Genomic DNA, 22,503 nt, shown 5'->3' with positions numbered 1-22,503 from the left:
GAATCAATTATTTCTTTTCGTTATAGAAGGTCTGGCTAAACCGCATTTTTAATGGCTGTTGTTGGCCTTCGGGTGTTGCTGAGATATTAAATGACAGCACCTCACCTTCCATATACTGAACTTCAGAAATAAAGTAGATGGCTTTCCCTTCTTTTATTCTTCGAAACCCTAAGTGTTTTTGCTGTTGAATGTCATTGGCCATGACACCTTCAACATGTGCTGCAACGGGCTCAAATGAGCCTGAATCTGTTTTTTTCAGTACACTGATATTAATCACCCCAACGGCTCGACTACGAACGATGTCATATTGTTTGGCAACTTCTGGGGTCAAAAACGTACTGGCAAAGGCGCTATAGTGAACTTCGTAATTACCGAAGCTTTCTTTTTGTTCGGCATATACCGATTGGCTTGCGAGTAACAATAACGAAATTAGTATTGCAAAAACGTTAAAAGAACGACGTAGCGTAAACATAATCATTAGATTCAGGTCTTGTAGTTTAGATGGGTGAGTCGAGAGTGAAGTAAACATTGCGCCTCCTAGGTTGTAGATTGCGGGTGTTAACGGGTGACGCGGTATATTGCGATTTCCCCTAGCATATTAGGCCACATATGAATAAACCAACGGTCTTGATGCTCTTTATCTACCACTGTTCGGTCAAGAATATGAATGTTCTTTTGAACACATAGCGCCTCAAAGTCTTTAAAGGTACATAAATGAATATTGGGCGTGTTATACCAAGTATAGGGCAATGCTTTGGACATTGGCATTCTGCCTTTGCGTAATAGATAAAACCGTGTTCTCCAGTAGGCAAAGTTAGGGAACGTCACAATACACTCTTTACCTAAGCGAAGCATTTCATCGAGCATGATATCCGGTTGGCGAAGGGCTTGAAGAGCTTGTGTCATAATAACGGTATCGAAACGGTTATCCTCAAAGTTGGATAGCCCTTTAACGTCTACGTTTTGTTCTAGTACGTTAACGCCTTTGTCTATACAGCTAGTGATGTTGGTCCCGCTAATCTCGAGTCCGTAGCCTTTTACTTGTTTGTTTTCTTGAAGGTGCTGCAGCAGTGTACCGTCACCGCAGCCTACATCAAGTACATGTGATTCGGGTTTGACCCATTGTTCGATTATTTTTAAATCAGCACGCATTATTAAATTTCCTTGGCTACACGGTTCATGAAAGCGCTAAATACATCCATATATCGAGGTGTCGGTATCAGGAATGCATCATGCCCATGAGGGGCGTCAATTTCAGTGTAGCTAACGTGTTTATCGGCTTTAATGAGTTCATCAACCAAAATTTCTGAACGCTCAGGCGAAAAACGCCAGTCTGTACTGAATGAGATTACCATAAACTTACAGAGGGCTTTTTTAAGGGCGTTCTCTAGTAGTCCATCGTATTCTTTAGCCGGGTCAAAATAGTCCAATGCGCGGGTCATGAGCAGATACGTATTCGCATCAAAGTTTTCAGAAAAACGTTCACCTTGGTAATTCAGGTAACTTTCGACTTCAAACTCTACATCATAGCCAAACTTAAAGGCTTTATTGCGCATGTCTCGACCAAACTTCTCGCCCATAGCTGCATCGGAAAGGTAGGTAATATGGCCGACCATTCGCGCAAGCATGAGTCCTTTCTGAGGAATCGTGTCATGCTCAAAATAACGTCCATCATGAAAAGCCGGGTCAGACGTGATGGCTTTTCGAGCGACTTCATTAAAGGCGATATTTTGTGCCGTGAGCTTGGGTGTTGAAGCAATAATGACCGCATTTTTGATGCGCTCAGGGTAATCAATAGACCATTGTAATGCTTGCATACCGCCTAGGCTTCCGCCGATAACGGCTGCCCAAGTGGTGATGCCTAATTTGTCAGCTAGGCGAGCTTGGCTAATTATCCAATCTTTAACGGTAACAACCGGAAAATCAGGGCCATACTGGGTATTTGTGAGCGGGTTGATACTGGTCGGCCCAGTGCTGCCATGACAGCCGCCTAAGTTGTTAAGGCTAACGACAAAGAAGCGAGAAGTATCAATTGGCTTACCGGGGCCAATACAACTATCCCACCAGCCAGGCTTTTTTTCCGACGCTGAGTGGTAACCTGCTGCATGGTGGTGCCCACTCAACGCATGGCAAATAAGGATTGCGTTGCTGGCAGTGCTATTAAGCTCACCGTACGTCTCATAAACAAGATCATACTCGGGCAGCACCTTGCCACACTGAAGTGTTAGCGGCTGGTCAAAATGTAACGTCTGGGGAGTCACCAGACCGACTGAATCTATCGGGAGTGTTTCGGGCATTGGCTCTTACTGAATGTGTTAATAACAGTGGAAGGGCAGTGTAAAGCTAAGCCGTTGTAAGAGGCAAGGGGAAAGTGCCCAGTGATGGGTAGAATCTCTTCTGGACGTCGGTTTTTAACCCGACAAATGCCGAGGCTACCAACGTCCGTATCGAGCTAGTGACGCCAACACAGCGTGTCATTAATGCTTAGCTATCCCGCGTAACCTGCTAGTTTGACTACTTTTTGTTGCAACTGTAAGGGTGCAGGTTTTCGAATGTGTCGCTGAATACTCTCAGCAATCATTAATTGTTTTTGATTTTCATTAATCATTGTCTTGAGTTGTTCACGCTGAGAGCGAGCATCTTTATTGTTGCGTGATAGCGCTTTTATTCGTCGAATTTGATGCTCAAGAAGCTGTTTCTGTTCTAACGTATATTGCATGATCGGAAGCAATGCTTCATCTGGCCATGTGATGGTTTCGTTCAATATTCGGTTGTGAATCAGCCTTGCCTCGCCTACTAAGGTATCGAAGAAGCGTTTTATCAGTAGCGTCTGTTCCGTCATGATATTACGAGGGTCTCGACGGAAACTGGTGGCTTTTTTCTTTAACTCTCGTAATGCCCGAACATGTTTGGCAGTTGCAAAAGGCTTAGGATGCAAGTGCTGTGCGCGAGTATCTGTGGTGTACCGCTTGTAAATAGACAGTACCATTTTCTCTGCCAACCTAGCTTCGCTGGATAAGTTGTTAAGATCATGGTCAATGAAATCGAAAAGCTTGCCCATTTCACGGTTCATACCGATGGTGGTCCAACTATCTTTCATGTTGTCGCGGGTTTTTTGAACTCTTTCTTCTAGTCGCTCTTCAGATACTAGGTTTTGAAGGATTTCGCCCTGAGATTTCATTAGTCGCCGGCTTGAGCGTAGGGTTATCAGCTTTTTGTAATAAAAATCGTAATCTTTTTGAGTTTTTTCAGTCAGGTTTTGCATCAGCTCTTTGCTAACGCCTTTATCTTTATACTCTTCTAACTGGTCTGATAATGCCTGCACGCGAGCCGATAATATCGCTTGGCTATTCTGTAGCATACCCAAGATGTCATTAAGCAGCGTTTTGGTAATAAGTTGCTCTTTTTCAGCAAGAATACGTTCGCTGATGAGTTTTTCTAATTGAGGAAGCGCGCTTTTTTCGTAAAGCTCAGGGTTGCCTTTCACTTTGCCAATTAATGCTTGTTTAGCTGATAACGGGAGTACATCGTTAACGGGCATGCCAAGGTGGTCGGCGGTGTATTGTTGAACTTTCTTGATCGACTGCTGTACGTATTCTTCACCTTGGAGGTCATCCCAAAGAACATCAATTTTGTTTAATACTGCAAATCGACCTGCGCTGTGGTCAGCATTGTCGGTGGTAATGTAGTCTTTCCAAATGGTCAGGTCGCTTGCAGTAACGCCCGTGTCTGCACTTAAAAGAAAAATTACGGCATGCGCGTTTGGGATCATGCTAATGGTGAGTTCTGGCTCAGAGCCCAGTGCGTTTAGACCAGGTGTGTCGAGTATTCGTAGTCCGCGTTCTAGTAGCGGGTTTTTCATGCTGATTTTTGCGTGACGCCAAGCAGGGATAATAACCTTATCACTATTGAGCGGGTCGTGATCAAGCATACTTTCGTGAAACCCAAGACGCTTAGCTTCTTCAACGCTGACGCTGTGTGTTTTTGCCACTTCATCAAGGTTAAGCTTCATCGCGGCCGGAGATGACATATCCAGCTTGATGGTCGTCCATTTTTCAGGCTGCTTGGCTAACTGTGCAAGGGTTGATTCTTCTTTACGGGTTTCGATGGGCAATAACGATAAATAGTTAGTGCCGCTTTCTCGGTCATAAAATACTTCGGTAGGGCACATGGTGGTACGCCCCGCCTGAGACGGCAACATACGCTGCCCAAACTCTGAGAAAAAGAGTGCATTAATCAGTTCGGTTTTTCCGCGGGAGTACTCGCCTACAAAGGCTAGCGTGAGTTCATCCTCTTTAAGCAATTTAATGCCTCTATTAAGACGATTTTCAATGTCGCCCGAATAGAGTTCGTTGCTCTGAAGCCAGTCTTGGTATCTAGCTAGCTCACGAATTAAATTATTTTTCCAACCATAATAGGCTTCTACCTGGTGTGAAAGGCTGCCTGTACTCATGCTTGAATCCCCGAAAATTGAATTAACCTGTTCATTAATTGAACTGAGTGTTGCTATCTCATGATTATAGAAAGAGTTTTTGAAATAGTCTTGGGGCAAATATGAGAAATGAGCGTTGTATTCGTTTGAAGGAACCGACATGGGGAGGCGGATCGATGGTTAATATTATAGTATTCAGTTACTTAGCACTATTGTGCGTTTATAATTGAAAGATGTTGTTTTATGTAAAAAGTTGTTATTTAAGATGTTTTTTGAATATAAGGATAATTTTCAGTGCGTATCTTAAAAAGATACACACCGAATGGTTGGCGCGTATTAGATGAACATCGCTAATGTCATTGGAAGGTAAGAGGCTGCCATAAACGATAATAGGATTTTCTTAAGTACCATGATGGCGAAAAATAAAAAAATCGGTGAGATATCAATGCCGCCCATATCGGGAAGCATCTTGCGAATAGGGTTAGTAACCGGTGCTAGTAGCTGATGTATTAAGGCAATAGCAGGGTTTTGGCTTTGTGGTGCAATCCAGCTCACGATGACCGTAATGATCAGGCTGAAGAAATAGATCTGAAGGATCAGATTGGCGATGAGAAGGACTGACCACAGGACGAGTTTGATCGGGTCAATGGCGTCCCCTGCGATTAGAATAGCTAATAACGCGCCAAGCATTTGTACTGCTAAGGCGAGTATGAGGCTAGAGGTGTCGACGCTTCTAATGCCTGGCACCACTCGTCTAATGGGCATTAGCAACGGGTTAGTGGCTTTTAAAATAAACTGAGAGATAGGGTTGTAGAAGTCGGCGCGAACTAATTGAAATAGAAAGCGTAACAGTATTAGCAATAGATATAGGCCAAAAATCAGGTTGATGAACATTAGGCCAATCTCAGAAAAAAGAGAATCCATTATTTAACTCCGGTGTAGGCTGTTTTATTAGCGAAGCGAATCATCTTAAGACAGTAATCATATGCTTCGCACTAAACGACACAATACATTATTGCTTTCCTAAAAGTTCCGCAAGCTCTTTTGAGCGATTAGCTGCGGCACTCACGGCAGTAGCAAAAATAGCGCGTATGCCGCCATCTTCAAAGCTCTGAATCGCTCGCTCTGTCGTGCCGCCAGGCGACATTACATTGCGTTTTAACTGTGCAGGTTCAAGCTCGCTTTGCTTTGCCATTTCCGCGGCACCTAATACGGTTTGAATGCCAAGCTTTCGAGCGGTTTCTCGAGGGATGCCGGTTTTTACTGCGGCGTCTTCTAACGCTTCCATCATCAAGAAAAAATACGCAGGCCCGCTACCAGACAGTGCTGTAATTCCGTGCATTTGGTCTTCTAGGGTGATCCATTGGGTAACGCCGATGGACTGAAATATCTCGTCTGCTTGCTGTCGTTGTTCTGCACTCACTTGGGCGTTTGCGAATAGGCCTGAAGCGCCTTGAGAAACGAGCGCTGGGGTGTTCGGCATGCATCGAATAATGGGCAATGTCTTGCCTAGCCATTGTTCTATATGGGGTGTTTCGACTCCCGCGGCAATTGAAATAATCAGCGGGTTTTTATCGTTTAAAGGTGAGGCTAGATCTGTACAAACGGCTTGTAAAATCTGAGGCTTAACAGCTAATACTAAGATGTCCGCTTCAGCTGCTACTGAGTGGTTGTTTTGCGTGGTATTGATCTGATATTTTGTCGATAACGCATCTAAGTGTTCTTGGCTGGGGGCGCTGGCGGAGATAAGCGAAGCAGGGTAGCCGCTTGCTACGAGGCCGCCAATGATGCTGCTGGCCATGTTTCCTGCGCCGATAAAAACGATATGGGGTTTCTTGTCCACTTAAATCTCCAGTTGTGCTGTCATTGTTTTTTTAAATGAGTCTTGTCTGTGCGAAATACAAGGTTATGTCAGTTATTTTCTGTATTTTTTTCAGTAGGGATAGCTCTAGCGCCAAAAAGCGCCGTGCCAACCCTTACCAGTGTAGAGCCTTCTTCTATGGCTATTTCTATATCACCCGACATGCCCATCGATAGTGTATCGACACTGGGGTGTCGTTGTTTTAAACGCTCAAATGCCGCTGACATCTGCTTGAAACTATTTCGTAGGTCGCTCTCGCTTTGAGATGATGCCGGTATCGTCATTAACCCCTTTAACTCAAGGTTAGGCAGTTTCGAAATAGCCTCACTTAGCGCATCTATTTCACTGAGAGGAATGCCTGACTTGGCGTTTTCGTCATTGATGTTAACTTGAATGCAGACATTAAGTGGCTCTTTATGGCTAGGGCGCTGTGTACTAAGCCGCTGGGCTACTTTTAGTCGGTCTACACTGTGTACCCAGTCAAAATGTTCAGCAATAGCACGGGTTTTATTGGATTGAATCGGCCCTATGAAATGCCAAACAAGCGGAAATTCTTGTAATGCTTCTATCTTAACCAGGGCTTCTTGAAGATAGTTCTCGCCAAACTGAGTTAAGCCTGATTGAATCGCCATTTTGAGCTCTTCTGGGCCTCGTGTTTTGCTTACAGCCAGCAACTGAACACTTTTTTCATCCCTAGAGGCTAATTTTGTTGCTTTTTGTATGCGCTGGCTTACGTTTTTTACGTTGTCTGCTATGCTGATCATTATGTTATTCAATGAGATAGGGTGAGAATCGTTGAGCTGATAGCCGCTTACAGGCTTATTCAGCAGAGTTAACATTGTAAATTCGCTTAATTTATTAGAACCTAAGGGCATTTGAGCAAATAACTCTTCTATACTCAATACAATACTATCGATTACGACCTTCAAACTTATAATTAAGTATTATAAATCCATCGGGGATATTCATGGATATTACGGAACTATTAGCGTTTTCTGCCAAACAAGGCGCCTCTGATTTACACCTCTCGGCTGGGCTTCCTCCAATGATTCGTGTTGATGGGGATGTACGCCGCATCAACTTACCAGCGATGGAACATAAAGAAGTGCATGCACTGATTTATGACATCATGAACGACAAACAGCGAAAGGACTTTGAAGAATTCCTAGAAACAGATTTCTCGTTTGAGGTTCCTGGTGTTGCTCGATTCCGTGTTAACGCATTCAACCAAAATCGTGGTGCTGGCGCGGTATTTCGTACCATCCCGTCCAAGGTCTTAACCATGGAAGATTTGGGTATGGGGCAGGTATTTAAAGATGTTGCTGCGGTACCTCGTGGGCTTGTGTTAGTCACAGGGCCAACCGGTTCGGGTAAATCAACGACCCTTGCAGCGATGGTCGATTTTATTAATGATAATCGCTATGACCACATTCTGACCATTGAAGACCCGATAGAATTTGTTCACGAGAGTAAGAAGTGTTTGGTTAACCAGCGAGAAGTGCACCGTGACACGCTAGGGTTTAACGAAGCCCTTCGTTCAGCGCTTCGTGAAGATCCCGATATCATTCTGGTGGGCGAGCTTCGAGACCTTGAAACCATTCGTCTTGCATTGACGGCAGCAGAAACGGGTCACTTAGTATTTGGTACCTTGCACACCACCTCTGCAGCAAAAACAATTGACCGTGTGGTTGATGTATTCCCCGCCAATGAAAAGGCGATGGTTCGGTCGATGTTATCCGAGTCATTGCAGGCCGTAATATCACAAACGTTAATGAAGAAAGTGGGCGGAGGCCGAGTCGCCGCGCATGAAATCATGATTGGTACCCCGGCGATCAGAAACTTGATTCGAGAAGACAAAGTCGCTCAGATGTATTCTGCAATACAAACAGGTGCACAGTTGGGTATGCAGACACTCGATCAGTGCTTAACCAACCTGCTTCAGAAAGGTATTATTTCCCGCGAAGCAGCACGTGAAAAAGCTAAAATGCCTGAGAACTTTTAATCTGATGCAGACACTAATTCTTAATTTAACCGCTAGTGTTTTTAGCGTAAACATTAGCCGATTGATGACACGCGGGGCATGAGATGGACTTCGATAAACTGTTAAAAGTGATGGTCGAAAAAGGCGGTTCTGACCTGTTTATTACAGCGGGTGTTCCGCCCAGTATTAAGATTCACGGTAAAATTGTCCCTGTTACTAAATCTGCGTTAACGCCTGAACAGACTCGTGAAATCGTCATGAACACCATGAGTGAAAAACAGCAAGCCGAATTTGTTGATTCTCATGAGTGTAACTTTGCTATCAGTGCACGCGGAATAGGTCGATTCCGCGTCAGTGCATTTTATCAGCGAAACCTCTGTGGCATGGTATTGCGCCGAATTGAAACCAATATTCCAAAGGTTGATGATCTGGCATTACCTGAAATCATAAAAACCTTATCGATGACCAAGCGTGGCCTTATTATCTTTGTAGGGGCAACAGGAACGGGTAAGTCAACGTCACTGGCGTCAATGATTGGGCATCGAAACAGAAACAGCCAGGGTCATATTATTTCGATAGAAGACCCGATTGAATACATTCATCAGCATCAGGGCTGTATCGTCACCCAGCGTGAAGTGGGGATTGATACCGAAACCTTTGATATCGCACTTAAAAACACGCTACGCCAAGCGCCTGATGTGATCATGATTGGTGAGATTCGGTCTAAAGATACCATGGACTATGCGGTAACTTTCGCAGAAACCGGTCACTTATGTTTGGCAACGTTACACGCCAACAATGCTAACCAAGCGCTTGATAGAATTATCAACTTCTTCCCGCCTGAGCAGCATAACCAGATCTGGATGGATCTATCATTAAACCTTAAGGCTATTGTGGCGCAGCAGTTAATTCCTACGCCAGACGGTAAAGGGAGGAGAGCGGTTATTGAGGTGTTAATTAATACACCGCTGTGTGCCGATATGATTCGTAAGGCTGAAGTGCACAAGCTAAAAGAGCTCATGACCAAGTCGAGAGATATTGGTATGCAGACCTTTGATCAGGCGTTGTATGATCTATATTCGGCGGGTGAGATTACCTATGAAGATGCCTTGGCGTACGCTGATTCTGCAAACGACTTGAGATTAATGATCAAGCTGGGGGCAGATTCATCGGGTGATAATTTATCCGCATCGTTAGATGGGTTGTCGATAGATGATGAATTCTAACAAGCAAGGGAGTCACTGACTCCCTTGTAGCCTTGATGCAGCGAAGCGTAATCAGGGTTTATGGCAAGTTTTCACCTATGGTTCCTTGATTTCGGTACGCTCCATCACGGCTACGATTTTGGTGAAGGCTTAATGGGCTTCATCCCAGTTATTGCCTACCCCTGTTTCTACTAATAAAGGAACATCTAAACGCGCTGCTGACTCCATCTTCTCCAATAGCCCTGCAGTGACTTCGTCCACCAAGTCTTCCCGTACTTCTAATACCAATTCATCATGTACTTGCATAATCATGCGGGCATCTAAGGTGCTTTCTGTTAGCCATTTGGAGACATTGATCATCGCTTTTTTGATGATGTCTGCGGCACTACCTTGCATAGGCGCATTAATCGCGGTGCGTTCAGCGGCTTGTTGGCGCATTTTATTGTTGGCGTTAATCTCAGGTAAGTAGAGACGTCGACCAAATAACGTTTCAACGTATTCGTCGTCATGGGCTTGCTTTCGAATGCGGTCCATATAATCCAATACACCGGGATAACGTTCAAAATAACGGTCGATATAACTCTGTGCTGTTTTTCGGTCTACTTTTATCTGGCGAGCAAGACCAAAGGCCGACATGCCGTAAATAAGCCCGAAGTTGATTGCTTTTGCGCTTCGGCGCTGATCTGTCGTCACCTCGTCAGTGGCGACGCCGAACACCTCGGCGGCGGTTGCTTTGTGAACGTCTAGCCCTTCTGAAAAGGCATTTAGCAAACCTACATCCTGAGACAGATGAGCCATTATTCTGAGTTCAATCTGAGAGTAGTCAGCTGCGACTAATTTATATCCTTTTGGCGCGACAAACGCCTGTCGAACGCGTCGGCCTTCTTGCGTTCTGATGGGTATATTCTGGAGATTTGGATCGGATGAAGAAAGCCGTCCAGTGGCGGTCACCGCTTGATGGTAAGAGGTGTGAATCCGCCCTGTTGACGGGTTTATTTGCAATGGCAGCTTATCGGTATAAGTTGACTTCAGCTTGCTGAGGCCTCGGTACTCAAGAATAACCTTGGGTAACGGGTAATCAAGGGCAAGCTCTTGAAGAACAGGCTCTGCAGTCGATGGCTGGCCTTTTGGCGTTTTCTTAATAACCGGTAACTCAAGTTTTTCAAAAAAGATGGTTTGAAGTTGCTTGGGTGAGCTTAAGTTGAACGCTTCGCCGGCGAGGTCAAAGGCTTCTCGCTCTAATTGAAGTAGGCGGCCTTCCAATTCTTTGCTTTGTACGCCGAGCAAGTGTGCATCGACCAGTGCGCCGTCGCGCTCAATATCTGCAATGATAGGTACCAGTGGAAGTTCGATATCTCGATATACCGGTTCTAGAGAAGGCATCTCGTTTAGTGCTTGCGATAACTTCTGATGCAATCTTAGGGTGATATCTGCATCTTCTGCGGCGTAAGGCGCGGCTTTTTCGATCTCAATAGCATTGAAGGTCAACTGCTTAGCGCCTTTACCAGCGATATCTTCAAAATGAATAGTGGCGTGGTTAAGGTATTTCTTCGCCAAGCTGTCCATGTCGTGACGGGTCAATACCGAGTTGACCACGTAGGATTCAAGCATGGTATCTTCTGCAATACCTCTAAGGCGAATGCCGTGATTTGCCAGCACATTCATATCGTATTTTAAGTTCTGGCCGACTTTCTTCTTGCTCTCATCTTCTAGCAAAGGCTTTAATGCGTCGAGCACTGCGTTTCTGTCGAGTTGCTCTGGTGCTCCCATATAGTCGTGGCCGAAAGGTACATAAGCCGCTTCACCTGGCGTTACGCAGAACGAAACACCGACTATTTGCGCGTCCATATAGTTTAAACTGGTTGTTTCGGTATCAAATGCAAATAGGTCGGCTTTTGATAGTTGGTCTAACCAGTTATCAAACGATGCTTGTGTGAGCACTGTTTCATAATTAACACTGATTGCGGGCTCAGGCGATGTTGATGGGTCTTCAGTCGCTGTAGAGTCATTGGGCGTGTCGGCTGTGCTGTCGCCTTTGTCAAGCTGATTAATCCAGCTTTTAAATTCGTATTCTTTAAATAGTGCTAACAATCTTTCATTGTTAATAGCGTCATGTTCTATCTGATCAAGCCCTTGATCCAATTCAACGTCAGTCTGGATAGTGGCTAACTTGTAGGACAAAGGAAGAAGTTCGAGGCTATTTCGAAGATTTTCACCGATCTTGCCTTTTACGTCTGCCGCATTTTCCATTACCGCATCGAGTGTCCCGTGCTGATCGAGCCATTTAACTGCGGTCTTTGGTCCACATTTCGGCACGCCCGGGATGTTATCTACGGTATCGCCGACCAGTGCGAGGTAATCGATGATTTGCTCGGGCGTTACGCCAAACTTTTCTTTAACACCGGCTTGATCCATATAAACATTGGTCATGGTGTTCATTAACGTTACATGAGGGGAGACCAGCTGGGCCATATCTTTATCGCCGGTCGAAATGATCGTGTCGATGCCCTTTTGGGAGGCTTCTGTGGCTAAGGTTCCGATAACATCATCGGCCTCAACATCTGGCACAATAATCAGCGGCAGTCCCATCGCTTTAATAATTTCATGAATAGGCTCAATCTGACTTCTTAAGTCTTCAGGCATCGGAGGTCTGTTCGCTTTGTATTGATCGTAAAGATCGTGGCGAAAGTTTTTACCCTTGGCGTCAAAGATAATAATAATCTTTGACTCTGGGTAATCTGTCTGGAGCCGCTTTATCATATTAATAACGCCTTTAATGGCGCCAGTAGGCTGTCCTTTAGAGGTAATTAAAGGCGGTAACGCGTGAAATGCGCGAAACAAATAAGAAGAGCCGTCGACTAAGAGAACAGGTTTGTTGATTTGCGCTTTACTCATGAGTGTGATCAAGTGTTTAATAATGAATTAAGGAATTATCCGCTGTAGTGTAGGTTACCAATGAAGAAACGCTTAATCACCCTGTTTTTTGTTTTTCAACTAATGCTTGGCGCAATGTTGTCTGTGAGTGCTTTTGCCGCACAGCCTGAAGCGTCAGATCCTAATGAGCCTAAAATCACCATTCGAAGTGGTGAAAATAAAACCTTTTATGAATACCGCGTTAACGGTGTTTTGAAAGAAATCAAAGTCGTACCCACTGTCGGCCCTACTTATTATCTCGTTGCAGATGATGGTGGCGGCTGGATTAGAGAAGATAAATCTCAACTACTTGTGCCGAGTTGGGTTATTTTCCGCTGGTAAGCGTCTCGGACTAGTCATTTTTAATGATTAGTCTGTTTTACTGACAGTAACGTAAACTCGAGCAGGTGCTGTAATGGCCGTTTACACGTCCGTTAATCAAGAAGAGTTAAAAGACTTTCTCGCGCAATACTCGCAGGGCGCGCTTGTAACTTACTCTGAGATTGGTGACGGCATTGAAAATAGTAATTACTTTGTCACGCTAACAGGTCAGAAAGGGCAGCTTGAACACCACCAAAAATGGGTGTTAACACTTTTTGAGAACCTTACAGAGTCACAATTGCCCTTTTTTTTGCACATTATGAACTGGTTAGCCGATAAAGGCTTTCCTGTGCCTGCCCCTTGCCCGCGTAATGATGGTGCTATTAATGGGATTATAAAAGGCAAACCTGCGATACTCGTGCCCTGTTTTAGCGGGCGCTCTGTTGACCGACCCTCAGCTGCACATTGTGAGCGTGTCGGACGATTTGTGGCAGAAATGCATCAAGCCTTTGAAGATTGTCCTCAGACACGCCTGCCACCTAGAAATATTGAATGGATGAGAGCGAAAGAGGCGAAACTGTCTAAGGTGCTACCTGCCTCAGAAGCAGAACGTGTAGCCCAGGCTATTAATCATTACCAGAAAATGAAGCCTGAGATGGAGCAATGTCCATCAGGTATCGTACATGCTGATTTATTCAGAGATAATGTACTGTTTGATGGGGATGAAATCAGTGGCGTTATCGACTTCTTTCATGCTTGCAATGACTCGCTTTTATTTGATTTAGCTGTAATTGCTAATGACTGGACGGCTGACATAAACGGTCGCCATGATCAATCGAAACTTAATGCTTTGCTCGAAGGCTATAATTTAGTAAGGGTTTTTAATGATAGTGAGCGCTTACTTTTTCCTGAGTTTATGCATCTGGCCGCATTAAGGTTTTGGCTCTCAAGGTTAGAGAGCCGGTATTTGCCGGGTTACCAACAGATGTCTACCCAAGGGGATAAAACCAAAGACCCGGACGAACTAAAACGGATTATTTTATCGTTAGGCTTTATCAGCTAGCTTAAACATTTTTTGCGCCAAAGTAGTCCTCCTATAAGGAGGAGTATAACCATTTCTCTGGTTTTGTAGGAGCTGCTCTAAGCTGCGAATCGGTGCTTATAAGTTCCGCATCAGCAATGCATAAGTAAGGTCTTTTGGAGCACCTTCTGGCAACGGTATTTTCATTTCGTGCCCTGAACCTGGTGCAACATCTACCGATTGGTTTTTGCGGTTGATCATCGACTCTAGCGTAAAGGTGATGTTGCCACTGGGGGCCATTAACTCAACCGAGTCGCCAACTGAAAATCGGTTTTTAACATCTACGGTCATCAATCTATTCTCAAGGTCGACATCAAGTACTTCGCCTGCAAAAAGCTGTTTGCTAGAAACCGAATTACCCTGCTCATAGTTTTGATACTCATCGTGTACATGGCGGCGATAAAAGCCTTCTGTATAACCCCTTTGAGCGAGCTTTTCTAAATCATCCATCAACGCCATATTAAACGCTTTGCCCGCGACTGCATCATCGATGGCTTGGCGATAGACTTGTGTGGTGCGGGCAACATAGTAATAAGATTTAGTACGCCCTTCGATTTTTAATGAGTGAATACCCATTTCAGTAAAGCGCTGTACATGCTGAACCGCACGAAGGTCTTTTGAGTTCATGATGTAGGTGCCGTGCTCATCTTCATACGCGGGCATTAACTGGTCGGGTCGGCCTGGCTCTTGAAGCAGATATACTTGGTCGGTTGTGTCTCCCTCGCCAAGGGTCGGGGCTGATTGTCCAGGCGACCATTCTTCAGCTTCTGGTACGGGTTCTACTAATGGAATAACATTGCCTGCTTCATCTTCTTTTGCTTCATGGGCTTGGTATTTCCAGCGGCAAGCATTGGTGCAGGCACCCTGATTTGGATCGCGTTTGTTGATATAGCCAGAAAGGAGGCATCGTCCAGAATAGGCCATGCATAAAGCCCCATGAACAAAGACCTCTAATTCCATGTTAGGGCACTTTTCTCTAATCTCAGCGATCTCATCCAGAGACAGTTCGCGCGAGAGGATAACGCGCTCAATTCCTTGTCGCTGCCAAAAGTTAACAGAAGCATAATTGACGGCATTGGCTTGAACAGAAAGGTGAATGGTTTGGTCAGGCCATTTATCCCTAACCATCATAATAAGGCCTGGGTCAGACATAATGATTGCGTCAGGCTTCATGGCGATAACGGGTTCAATATCTTTTATATAGCTATCTATTTTGCTGTTGTGTGGCGCGATATTACTAACCACGTAAAACTTCTTACCTAGTTTGTGGGCTAACTGTATGCCTTGTTCTAGCTTTTCTAAATTAAAGTCATTTTCCCTTACACGTAAACTGTATCGAGGCTGGCCTGCATAAACCGCATCTGCTCCGTATGCAAACGCATATTGCATGTTTTTAAGCGTGCCGGCAGGCGCTAATAATTCGGGTTTTCGTGTGAAAGACATGTTTGGTATACCTGTAATAAAAAACCACTAAACAGTGTGACGCGCCACAACCTAAGCGGTAATCAAAATGAGTGTTTGAAGAGGGTGAGATAGTACAAAAAATAAATAATTTTTAATTGATTTATGTTTGTTCTTTAGTATGAACACTCTAATTTTTAGCAGTAATGTAGGGAATGAATCGAAAAGGGATTTATCGACCTTAGGATGAGCGCTTTAATTTAACGGAGAGTGATTATGGGCAAGTTAAAAACATTTCAACAGCAAATTCAAGAAACTGTAGAGAAAGGCATCGCAGCAGTTGAAGAGCAGCATAAAGCATTGGCTGAAAAGTCTTTTGGTTATGTTGAGAAAGTTGAAAAAGAAGCTAAAAGCTACAGCATCAAAACAGTTCAAGACCTACATAATGAAGCGGTAGGTACTATGTATGAGTCAATTCGTACATTCAACAAGCGTTTGAACGAATATGCGACAGATATTTTAAGCAAAGTTGAGAAAGTAGAAGACGCTGTTGAAGACGCGGTAGAGACTATTGAAGACGTTGTGACTGAGAAAAAAGCACCAGCTAAGAAGCCAACAGCTAAAAAAACGGCGACTAAGAAAACAGCGACTACTGCATAATTAATGTAGGCTGTTGGTCAAAAAAAAGAGAAGCCATTGCTTCTCTTTTTTGTGCCTAGCGAAAAACCACTGTTATTCACTTTGTTCTTGGGGACGAGAATATACTTTAGTTACGGTGCCTTAGGCTTGGCGCTAATTATCTAGCGCTTCGGTAGTTGCAGGCTCAGGTAACGCTAAAGGGTAATTATCTGCTTTTTTCTTAGTGAGAAACTCTAGGCGCTTAATGATTTTATCAAACACTAAATTAAGCACAGGAATTTCATTCCGCTTCACTTCGATATCATTTTGTATCTCAATGATTTTCTCTTTCTGCTGAGCAATTTTATTGAGAATGCTGTCGGGTATTTTTTTACCTGTACGCTCCATGTTGGCCGCTTTAGCTTCCTCTTGTTCTAACTGCCCTTTTACTACGGATATGTTGCCGTTTTTAAGTGAAATAAAATCTTTAATATCTTGCAGCTTTCGATTCAGTACTCGCACCGCATCATTTGGATGACTGTAAAGCTTTAACAAGGCCGCATCGTCTTCTTTTTGCTTTTGAGCTTCTTCTGCAAGACGAGTTTTTTCTGCTTCTTTAGCATCTCTTTCTGCTATTTCTTCTGGCGTTAGAGCAGGAGGCACGACTTTTATGACACGCCCATTGCTACCGAGTACTTCGTACCCATTTCGAACAAGGTGAGCGGGGATGTTAAGGCTGAGTGCAGTTACCCCGTTCTCATCTTTATAGCGATAAAGGTTGCCGGCATACGCACTGACTGTGTGAGTCAGGCCTATGACTAAAATAAGAAGTGAAATTGACGGTTTAAAATAACGCATTTCTGAAAATGATCTCAAACGTATAAATATTCATGTAACACTATCCTTGTTTTGAATATGGGATGTCAAAGATTAGTGGCTGCATAATAGAAGTATAGCGGTTTATCTCTAGCTGCAACACCTGTTAAGGCAAGCTGTTTAGTGAAAAGGTCGTTGATGTGAAGTGCTTCAATATAGCCCATAACCTGCGTTAAGCGTTAGAATAGCACAATGTATAGAAGAGTCGCGTAAAACCTCGACCGAGCCTCGTTCTTTTTACCCCTAATTGATTGAAGAAAAATATGGAAACCGTCCTAGAGCAGTGTATGTTGCTTGTTATTTCACTGGTTGCTAACGGGTTAAGTGCTTTGGCGGGTGGTGGCGCCGGCTTGTTACAGCTCCCCGCATTGTTATTTTTAGGTCTAGCGTTTGGCACGGCACTGGCGACACATAAAATTGCCAGTGTGGCGCTAGGAGTGGGGGCCACATTTAGGCACATTCGAGAAAAGGGCATTAATCCTGCCTTTGCAGGTTTTATACTGTTAACGGGGTTGCCGGGTGTTGTGTTAGGCGCGTTAGTTATTTTGGCGGTTCCCGATGCGATTGCTCGCTTGGTATTAGGGCTGTTTACGGCTGGTTTGGGAATATACTCATGGCGTTCCCCTCAACTAGGTCTCACCTCAAGCGTTAAACATAGAGACCTTGCGGGTTGGCTTGTTGGAGGTTTTGGTCTGTTCTTTATTGGTTTTCTGAACGGTTCAATTACGTCGGGTACAGGCTTGTTTGTTACGCTTTGGCTGGTGGTGTGGTTTGGTTTTGATTATCAGCGAGCAGTTACTTATACGTTGATTTTGGTGGGGCTTTTCTGGAACGGTTTTGGGGCCATAACACTTGTGATGCAGACGGATGTAAAGTGGGAATGGATCCCCGCCTTAATTGTGGGTGCACTGTTAGGTGGTTATTTTGGTGCCCACTTATCTATAGCTAAAGGGAGTAAGCTGGTTAAGCGATGTTTTGAGTGCGTAACGGTTGTGGTTGGCGGGTCACTGATTGTCGATGGCCTAGTGTAACCAGTGGTAAGTGAAAAACTTACCACTAGTGTGTAGCGTTAAGCTACCCCGTACTTTTCTCTGTAGGCCGCAACGCTTTCTGCATATTGGGCCATAGTTGGATCTTGCTTTAGGTATTCAAGTACTTGATTTAAATCGACAATGCTCGCAACAGGGATGCCGTAGTCGCGTTCAACTTCTTGAATCGCTGAAAGTTCACCGTTACCCTTTTCTTGGCGATTGAGTGCAATTAAAACACCTGCCGGCTCAGCGCCCGCTTGACGAATGATGTCGATCACCTCTCTAATGGCTGTTCCGGCTGTAATAACGTCATCAATGATCATTATTTTGCCTTTAAGTTCAGCGCCCACAATAGAGCCACCTTCGCCATGGGCTTTTGCTTCTTTTCGGTTAAACGCGTATGGCGAATCGATGTTGTGCTGATCAGCCAGTGCTATTGCGGTTGCTGATGCCAGAGGGATGCCTTTATAAGCAGGGCCAAATAAAACATCGTAAGCAATACCGCTCTCTTTAAGCGCCGCGGCGTAAAACTTACCGAGTTGGGCCAACGCTTGCCCTGAGTTAAATAGACCAGCATTAAAGAAATAAGGACTCGTTCGACCAGATTTAAGGGTAAACTCCCCAAATTTCAAAACATTTTGTTTGATGGCAAACTCAATAAATTCGCGTTGATACTCTTGCATAGTGGCTCTCTTAGGCGTTCTGAGACGTTTGATTGTTAAATTTTGTAGTAATGTGGGCTTTGTAGCCTCAAATAGTTCAATCAGTTCTTTTTACAAAAATGTGAATTAGGTATCATACACGCAAACGTATTAAGGGGCATCTATGCGAGTAGTATCGATTAGTGTTAACGGCCTAAAACAGGCCGCTGAAAATGGTTTTTTCGAATGGATGAAAGAGCTGGATGCCGATGTTGTGTGTGTTCAGGATCTTTTGGCACGTACTTACGAGTTCGATGATGAACTTTTTCACCCAGAAGGGTATGAAGCCTATTTTATTGATGGCGAAAACCCAGAAGACGGTGGTGTAGGCATCTATTCAAAGCATTTTCCGAAAGCGATCATGTATGGTTTTGCGTATGAGCCGGCAGATCGGCAGGGTCGTTTTATACAGGCAGACTTTGATAACGTTAGTGTCGCTGCCATGTTGGCGCCTTGTGCATTAGGTAATGATGAGAAGCAAGCGGAAAAAGACGGTTTCATGAATGCCTTTATGGAGCATTTGCAAAAAACACTGCGCAAGCGTCGGCAGTTTATTTTCTGTGCCAATATGCAAACCGCTCACTTAGTGACTGATGCCAGTAGCAAATACCATAAAATGGAAGTATCTGGCTTCTTGCCTCATGAGCGTGCATGGTTTGACGAAGTATTTGATTCACTTGAGTATATTGATGCGTTCCGTGAAGTGAATAAAGAGAAGAAACAGTACACGTGGTGGCCAGAGTGGGCGAAAGGCTGGAGAAAGCAAGCCGGTTGGCGTACTGACTATCAGATCGTGACCCCCGGTTTGCGTAACGCCATTCTAGATGGTTACATTGAGTCGGGTACACGTTTTTCTGATCATGCGCCGGTTATCATGGATTATGATATCGAGATTTAAACGACCCATCTAGTTCATTATCCTTAGATGGGTGATGAACGCTTATGATTGCTTAGTCAACTGTTAGTATTGACAGTTATTCCCCTGTTTATATTTTAGTACTCTGATGCTTTATAAGGTTTTTATCGGAGTACTTATGCTTTGTAATACAAAATGGATTTTACCTTTCGTTATTCTAGTCAGTGCTTGTAGCGAAACAGAAAACCTCCAAGCAGTCCCAACACCTCAAGCAGCCAAAACAAACAGCCCTGTCCATACACCACCACAAGATAGGCGAAGCTATAAAAGCGTTGAGCTAAAAAATAATCTCAAAGTTCTTCTTGTTTCAGACCCTGAAACCGAACGCTCGGCCGCAGCTCTGGCTGTAGGGGTAGGGAGTGAGCAAGACCCTGATGACAGCTTGGGCTTGGCTCATTTTGTTGAACACATGTTATTCCTAGGTTCTGAAAAATACCCGTCACCTCATGGCTTCAAGCAGTTTATGACGCAAAATGGAGGTATGTATAATGCCTACACGACGGCAGATCAAACAAATTTCTTTTTTGAAGTGAGTGCAGCCAGTTTAGAGCCGGCATTAGATCGTTTTTCTCAATTCTTTATATCACCTACGTTTGATGAACATTATATTGATAGCGAACTCAAAGTCGTCGATGCCGAGTATCAAATGCTAAAAGGTAATGACGGTTGGGTTAGTATGTCGCTAATGAAACCTGCTGTTCATCCTGAGCACTCATTTTCTCGGTTTGAAGCGGGTAGTAGCCAAACTTTAGCGGGAGATAATATTAACCCAATTAAAAATAGTGTGGTCGATTTTTATAAAACCTATTATGCCGCTAATGCAATGACGCTGGTTGTGTTGGGGAAAGAACCGATAGAAAACCTGCAAAAACAAGTAGAGAAGAATTTTTCAGCCATCCGAACTAAAGCCGCGACACCTAAAAGGGCCACCCTTGAAGTAGGTGACGTCGTTATTGAGCCCTCTTTGTTCTTAAAATCAAAACAGCCGCAGCTTTTAACGATGGAGTTGAATAACCCTCAGCCACAAATGACCTTATCATTTTCTGTGCCCGCTTTTGCGACGCATTATCAGGAAAAACCAGAAGAATTTATTGCTAATATATTGAACGACAACGATAAAGGCGGCCTTAAAGCTCGATTGAAAGAGAAAGGCTGGGTCAATAATATGATAGCAGGTAGTCGCTTAAGCACTCGAAGCTACGCAACCTTTGATATTCAGTTTGCACTAAGCGAAGAAGGGATGAATCACTATACTGACATAGTGGGTGCGGTATTTCAGTATTTAAGGTTAATAAAACAAGAGGGTATTTCTGAAGAACGTTATAGCCAGCAGCATCAGCGTGTGGCTGAACTATTTCGTTTTCAGGAGAAAATTCCCGCCATTGCTTATGTGGGAGAATTAGCCAATAACTTGCAAAGTTATCCTGCAATAGATGTGTTCTCAGGGCCCCGTTTGATGGTGCGTTACGATGCATCAGTTATCAATGAATATTTCAATTACCTGACCCCTGAAAACGTATTGATTTCATTAAGTGGTACAGGCAAGCCGCTTGAGCAACGGGATGAATGGTCTGGACATCAATATAGCCTTTCGACGATGAGTGTTGAAACTATCGCTCCATGGCAAACGCAATCATTCGTTAGCGACTTATCTTTACCAACCGTAAATATCACGTCAATCGCTGAACACTCGGCTCCCCCCACGCTTGAGTCGGTTGAAATGGATATGTCTAATGCTCCAACGGGCGGTGCTGAGCCGAACGTAATCAACCAAGAGCAAGGCTTTGCAATGTGGTACAAGCAAGATGACACATTTAAGGTGCCTAAAACGGACACCTATTTCATGCTGGAGTCATCTGCGCTAAAGGTCAGCCCCAAGGTGACTGCAATGAAAGGGCTTTATATCATGATGATCAATGAAGTACTTCTATCCTCATCAAGCCAGTTTCGAGATGCCGGCGTGCAACACACTATTCATCCTACTAAAAGAGGTATTAATCTTTCGCTTTCGGGCATGACTGAACCACAACCTGCATTACTCGATATCATGTTAAAGGCTGTGACGAGTCACTCGTTCACTGAGCAGAATTTTACGATCGCTAAACAAAATTTATCATCAATGTACCAGCAATATAATTCGAGCCAGCCCATTGATAAGGTGATGAACGCGATTACTGTCACGTTAGACCCTTTAGTTTGGGAGGTGAGTGAACTTAAAGCAGAGCTTAAATCACTTAGTATTGAAGATGTTCGTGCCTACCAAACCGCTTTTTTATCTCAGTTGGAGGTCACGGGTTTATCTCATGGCAGCCTTAATCAAAGCCAAGCTTTACAGTTAGGCAATCAGGTAAAAAAAGTACTGAAAATAACTGAAAATGGTGCTGCAATGCCTCAGCCACAAGTGATAAACCTACCACAAGATGAGCGCTGGTTAAGAACACTTGAAGGTGATAATAGCGGTAATGTTGCCGTGGTACTTTATAGTCAGGTTCAACAGGGTACGGTTAAAGAGGCTGCTTCTGTTCGATTATTAGGTTATTTGCTGCAATCAGAGTTATTTAATACCCTGCGTACAGAACATTCTATGGGCTATATTGTAGGGGCCGCCCCAATGCCCGTTTATAATGTCGATGGTTTAGCGATTTATGCCCAGTCCCCCAATCTATCAGCAACAGACGTACAAAAAGAGCTAGAAATAGAATTAAACGGAATGAATGCTAAGATTGAGGCCTTGAGTGATGAGGTGTTTGATAATGTTAAAAAAGCATTAGTCTCATTCTTAACCCAAGAGCCCAACCTAAAAGCACGCTCTGACTTTTACTGGACGAAAATAGCCTTAAAATCCCCGCCTTTTTTACAGAAAGAGTCGTTAATTAAAACGTTAGAAAATCTAAGTAAAGCAGACTTCGTTGCTTTCTGTCATCAGCTCTTATCTGGGGAAACCAGTAATGGCTTAGTAATACACTCTCAACCAGCAACAAAAAGTATGACCACGGGTAATAAATTTAAAATAATCAGTGACTTGGCTGTATTTAAAGGGAATGCTAAGTATGTCACAGAGTAGAGGGTGCGCTCTATGGCTTTAGTCTAATTTGTACTTGTTTGTAAGGGACTTATATTTTAGCCTGTTAGAGGTGTTCATATACACTAACAGGTTAATTTATTG

Annotated in this window: 19 protein-coding genes; 8 read left to right on the top strand and 11 right to left on the bottom strand. The window is 44.0% G+C overall.

All coding sequences use genetic code 11. The features are described from left to right. Positions 1-7: 7 nt before the first annotated feature. The 7 genes from NKI27_RS18185 to NKI27_RS18155 all read right to left on the bottom strand — a co-directional run bounded on the left by NKI27_RS18185 (position 8) and on the right by NKI27_RS18155 (position 7,132). Positions 8-529, bottom strand: coding sequence for a DUF4426 domain-containing protein (locus NKI27_RS18185; RefSeq protein WP_265047428.1), 522 nt, complete (start codon positions 527-529; stop codon positions 8-10). A 29-nt stretch (positions 530-558) separates the two neighbouring features. After that, positions 559-1,152, bottom strand: coding sequence for a methionine biosynthesis protein MetW (gene metW / locus NKI27_RS18180; protein ID WP_265047427.1), 594 nt, complete (start codon positions 1,150-1,152; stop codon positions 559-561). A 2-nt stretch (positions 1,153-1,154) separates the two neighbouring features. Then, positions 1,155-2,297 carry a homoserine O-succinyltransferase MetX gene (gene metX / locus NKI27_RS18175; RefSeq protein ID WP_265047426.1) on the bottom strand — a complete coding sequence of 381 codons (1,143 nt, stop codon included), beginning with the start codon at positions 2,295-2,297 and terminating at the stop codon, positions 1,155-1,157. Between the two features lie 191 nt (positions 2,298-2,488). After that, positions 2,489-4,453, bottom strand: a complete 1,965-nt coding sequence (locus tag NKI27_RS18170) for a dynamin family protein (protein ID WP_265047425.1) — start codon at positions 4,451-4,453, stop codon at positions 2,489-2,491. Between the two features lie 315 nt (positions 4,454-4,768). Beyond that, a complete protein-coding gene (locus NKI27_RS18165) occupies positions 4,769-5,356 on the bottom strand; it encodes a YggT family protein (RefSeq protein WP_265047424.1) in 588 nt (195 codons plus the stop codon). 88 nt (positions 5,357-5,444) lie between these two features. Further along, entirely contained in the window at positions 5,445-6,275 is an 831-nt protein-coding gene (proC, locus tag NKI27_RS18160; protein ID WP_265047423.1) for a pyrroline-5-carboxylate reductase, read from the bottom strand. 68 nt (positions 6,276-6,343) lie between these two features. Beyond that, positions 6,344-7,132, bottom strand: a complete 789-nt coding sequence (locus NKI27_RS18155; protein ID WP_320109436.1) for a YggS family pyridoxal phosphate-dependent enzyme — start codon at positions 7,130-7,132, stop codon at positions 6,344-6,346. A gap of 128 nt (positions 7,133-7,260) precedes the next feature. Between NKI27_RS18155 and NKI27_RS18150 the strand changes: the two genes are divergently transcribed. Beyond that, on the top strand, positions 7,261-8,295 hold the full coding sequence (locus NKI27_RS18150; protein ID WP_265047422.1) for a type IV pilus twitching motility protein PilT: 1,035 nt from the start codon (positions 7,261-7,263) through the stop codon (positions 8,293-8,295). An 83-nt stretch (positions 8,296-8,378) separates the two neighbouring features. After that, positions 8,379-9,500, top strand: coding sequence for a PilT/PilU family type 4a pilus ATPase (locus NKI27_RS18145; protein WP_265047421.1), 1,122 nt, complete (start codon positions 8,379-8,381; stop codon positions 9,498-9,500). Between the two features lie 129 nt (positions 9,501-9,629). Here NKI27_RS18145 and polA read toward each other — a convergent pair whose 3' ends face one another. Next, positions 9,630-12,374: a DNA polymerase I gene (polA, locus tag NKI27_RS18140; protein ID WP_265047420.1), complete on the bottom strand. Its 2,745-nt coding sequence runs from the start codon at positions 12,372-12,374 to the stop codon at positions 9,630-9,632. 60 nt (positions 12,375-12,434) lie between these two features. Here polA and NKI27_RS18135 point away from each other — a divergent pair, with 60 nt between their 5' ends. Together NKI27_RS18135 and NKI27_RS18130 are read left to right on the top strand one after the other, a co-directional pair. Then, complete coding sequence (locus NKI27_RS18135) at positions 12,435-12,734, top strand: DUF2782 domain-containing protein (RefSeq protein ID WP_265047419.1); 300 nt, start codon at positions 12,435-12,437, stop codon at positions 12,732-12,734. Between the two features lie 73 nt (positions 12,735-12,807). Next, positions 12,808-13,776 (top strand): homoserine kinase, encoded by a 969-nt coding sequence (locus tag NKI27_RS18130; protein WP_265047418.1) that lies wholly within the window; start codon positions 12,808-12,810, stop codon positions 13,774-13,776. A 96-nt stretch (positions 13,777-13,872) separates the two neighbouring features. Here NKI27_RS18130 and trhP read toward each other — a convergent pair whose 3' ends face one another. Beyond that, positions 13,873-15,237, bottom strand: a complete 1,365-nt coding sequence (gene trhP / locus NKI27_RS18125; protein WP_265047417.1) for a prephenate-dependent tRNA uridine(34) hydroxylase TrhP — start codon at positions 15,235-15,237, stop codon at positions 13,873-13,875. A 234-nt stretch (positions 15,238-15,471) separates the two neighbouring features. Between trhP and NKI27_RS18120 the strand changes: the two genes are divergently transcribed. Then, positions 15,472-15,855 carry a hypothetical protein gene (locus NKI27_RS18120; RefSeq protein ID WP_265047416.1) on the top strand — a complete coding sequence of 128 codons (384 nt, stop codon included), beginning with the start codon at positions 15,472-15,474 and terminating at the stop codon, positions 15,853-15,855. A gap of 132 nt (positions 15,856-15,987) precedes the next feature. Here NKI27_RS18120 and NKI27_RS18115 read toward each other — a convergent pair whose 3' ends face one another. After that, positions 15,988-16,671: a hypothetical protein gene (locus NKI27_RS18115; protein WP_265047415.1), complete on the bottom strand. Its 684-nt coding sequence runs from the start codon at positions 16,669-16,671 to the stop codon at positions 15,988-15,990. A gap of 281 nt (positions 16,672-16,952) precedes the next feature. Here NKI27_RS18115 and NKI27_RS18110 point away from each other — a divergent pair, with 281 nt between their 5' ends. Beyond that, the gene (locus NKI27_RS18110; protein WP_265047414.1) at positions 16,953-17,720 is read left to right on the top strand and encodes a sulfite exporter TauE/SafE family protein; all 768 of its coding nucleotides are present in this window, start codon (positions 16,953-16,955) and stop codon (positions 17,718-17,720) included. Between the two features lie 38 nt (positions 17,721-17,758). Here NKI27_RS18110 and pyrE read toward each other — a convergent pair whose 3' ends face one another. Then, entirely contained in the window at positions 17,759-18,403 is a 645-nt protein-coding gene (gene pyrE, locus NKI27_RS18105) for an orotate phosphoribosyltransferase (protein ID WP_265047413.1), read from the bottom strand. A 142-nt stretch (positions 18,404-18,545) separates the two neighbouring features. On the opposite strand from pyrE, the gene NKI27_RS18100 reads away from it, so the two are divergent. Further along, a complete protein-coding gene (locus NKI27_RS18100) occupies positions 18,546-19,319 on the top strand; it encodes an exodeoxyribonuclease III (RefSeq protein WP_265047412.1) in 774 nt (257 codons plus the stop codon). A gap of 136 nt (positions 19,320-19,455) precedes the next feature. Then, positions 19,456-22,401, top strand: coding sequence for an insulinase family protein (locus tag NKI27_RS18095; RefSeq protein ID WP_265047411.1), 2,946 nt, complete (start codon positions 19,456-19,458; stop codon positions 22,399-22,401). Positions 22,402-22,503: the final 102 nt, after the last annotated feature.

Source organism: Alkalimarinus alittae, from assembly GCF_026016465.1.
Classification (GTDB): domain Bacteria; phylum Pseudomonadota; class Gammaproteobacteria; order Pseudomonadales; family Oleiphilaceae; genus Alkalimarinus; species Alkalimarinus alittae.
Note: the sequence above shows the minus strand (reverse complement) of the source record. Positions and strands in the feature narration are given on the sequence as shown.

What these genes read in the sequence shown, in the direction of transcription:
- NKI27_RS18185 (WP_265047428.1), bottom strand. Translation starts at nt 529, where the DNA reads ATGTTTACTTCACTCTCGACTCACCCATCTAAACTACAAGACCTGAAT.
- metW (WP_265047427.1), bottom strand. Translation starts at nt 1,152, where the DNA reads ATGCGTGCTGATTTAAAAATAATCGAACAATGGGTCAAACCCGAATCA.
- metX (WP_265047426.1), bottom strand. Translation starts at nt 2,297, where the DNA reads ATGCCCGAAACACTCCCGATAGATTCAGTCGGTCTGGTGACTCCCCAG.
- NKI27_RS18170 (WP_265047425.1), bottom strand. Translation starts at nt 4,453, where the DNA reads ATGAGTACAGGCAGCCTTTCACACCAGGTAGAAGCCTATTATGGTTGG.
- NKI27_RS18165 (WP_265047424.1), bottom strand. Translation starts at nt 5,356, where the DNA reads ATGGATTCTCTTTTTTCTGAGATTGGCCTAATGTTCATCAACCTGATT.
- NKI27_RS18155 (WP_320109436.1), bottom strand. Translation starts at nt 7,132, where the DNA reads ATGTTAACTCTGCTGAATAAGCCTGTAAGCGGCTATCAGCTCAACGAT.
- NKI27_RS18150 (WP_265047422.1), top strand. Translation starts at nt 7,261, where the DNA reads ATGGATATTACGGAACTATTAGCGTTTTCTGCCAAACAAGGCGCCTCT.
- NKI27_RS18145 (WP_265047421.1), top strand. Translation starts at nt 8,379, where the DNA reads ATGGACTTCGATAAACTGTTAAAAGTGATGGTCGAAAAAGGCGGTTCT.
- polA (WP_265047420.1), bottom strand. Translation starts at nt 12,374, where the DNA reads ATGAGTAAAGCGCAAATCAACAAACCTGTTCTCTTAGTCGACGGCTCT.
- NKI27_RS18135 (WP_265047419.1), top strand. Translation starts at nt 12,435, where the DNA reads ATGAAGAAACGCTTAATCACCCTGTTTTTTGTTTTTCAACTAATGCTT.
- NKI27_RS18130 (WP_265047418.1), top strand. Translation starts at nt 12,808, where the DNA reads ATGGCCGTTTACACGTCCGTTAATCAAGAAGAGTTAAAAGACTTTCTC.
- trhP (WP_265047417.1), bottom strand. Translation starts at nt 15,237, where the DNA reads ATGTCTTTCACACGAAAACCCGAATTATTAGCGCCTGCCGGCACGCTT.
- NKI27_RS18120 (WP_265047416.1), top strand. Translation starts at nt 15,472, where the DNA reads ATGGGCAAGTTAAAAACATTTCAACAGCAAATTCAAGAAACTGTAGAG.
- NKI27_RS18115 (WP_265047415.1), bottom strand. Translation starts at nt 16,671, where the DNA reads ATGCGTTATTTTAAACCGTCAATTTCACTTCTTATTTTAGTCATAGGC.
- NKI27_RS18110 (WP_265047414.1), top strand. Translation starts at nt 16,953, where the DNA reads ATGGAAACCGTCCTAGAGCAGTGTATGTTGCTTGTTATTTCACTGGTT.
- pyrE (WP_265047413.1), bottom strand. Translation starts at nt 18,403, where the DNA reads ATGCAAGAGTATCAACGCGAATTTATTGAGTTTGCCATCAAACAAAAT.
- NKI27_RS18100 (WP_265047412.1), top strand. Translation starts at nt 18,546, where the DNA reads ATGCGAGTAGTATCGATTAGTGTTAACGGCCTAAAACAGGCCGCTGAA.
- NKI27_RS18095 (WP_265047411.1), top strand. Translation starts at nt 19,456, where the DNA reads ATGCTTTGTAATACAAAATGGATTTTACCTTTCGTTATTCTAGTCAGT.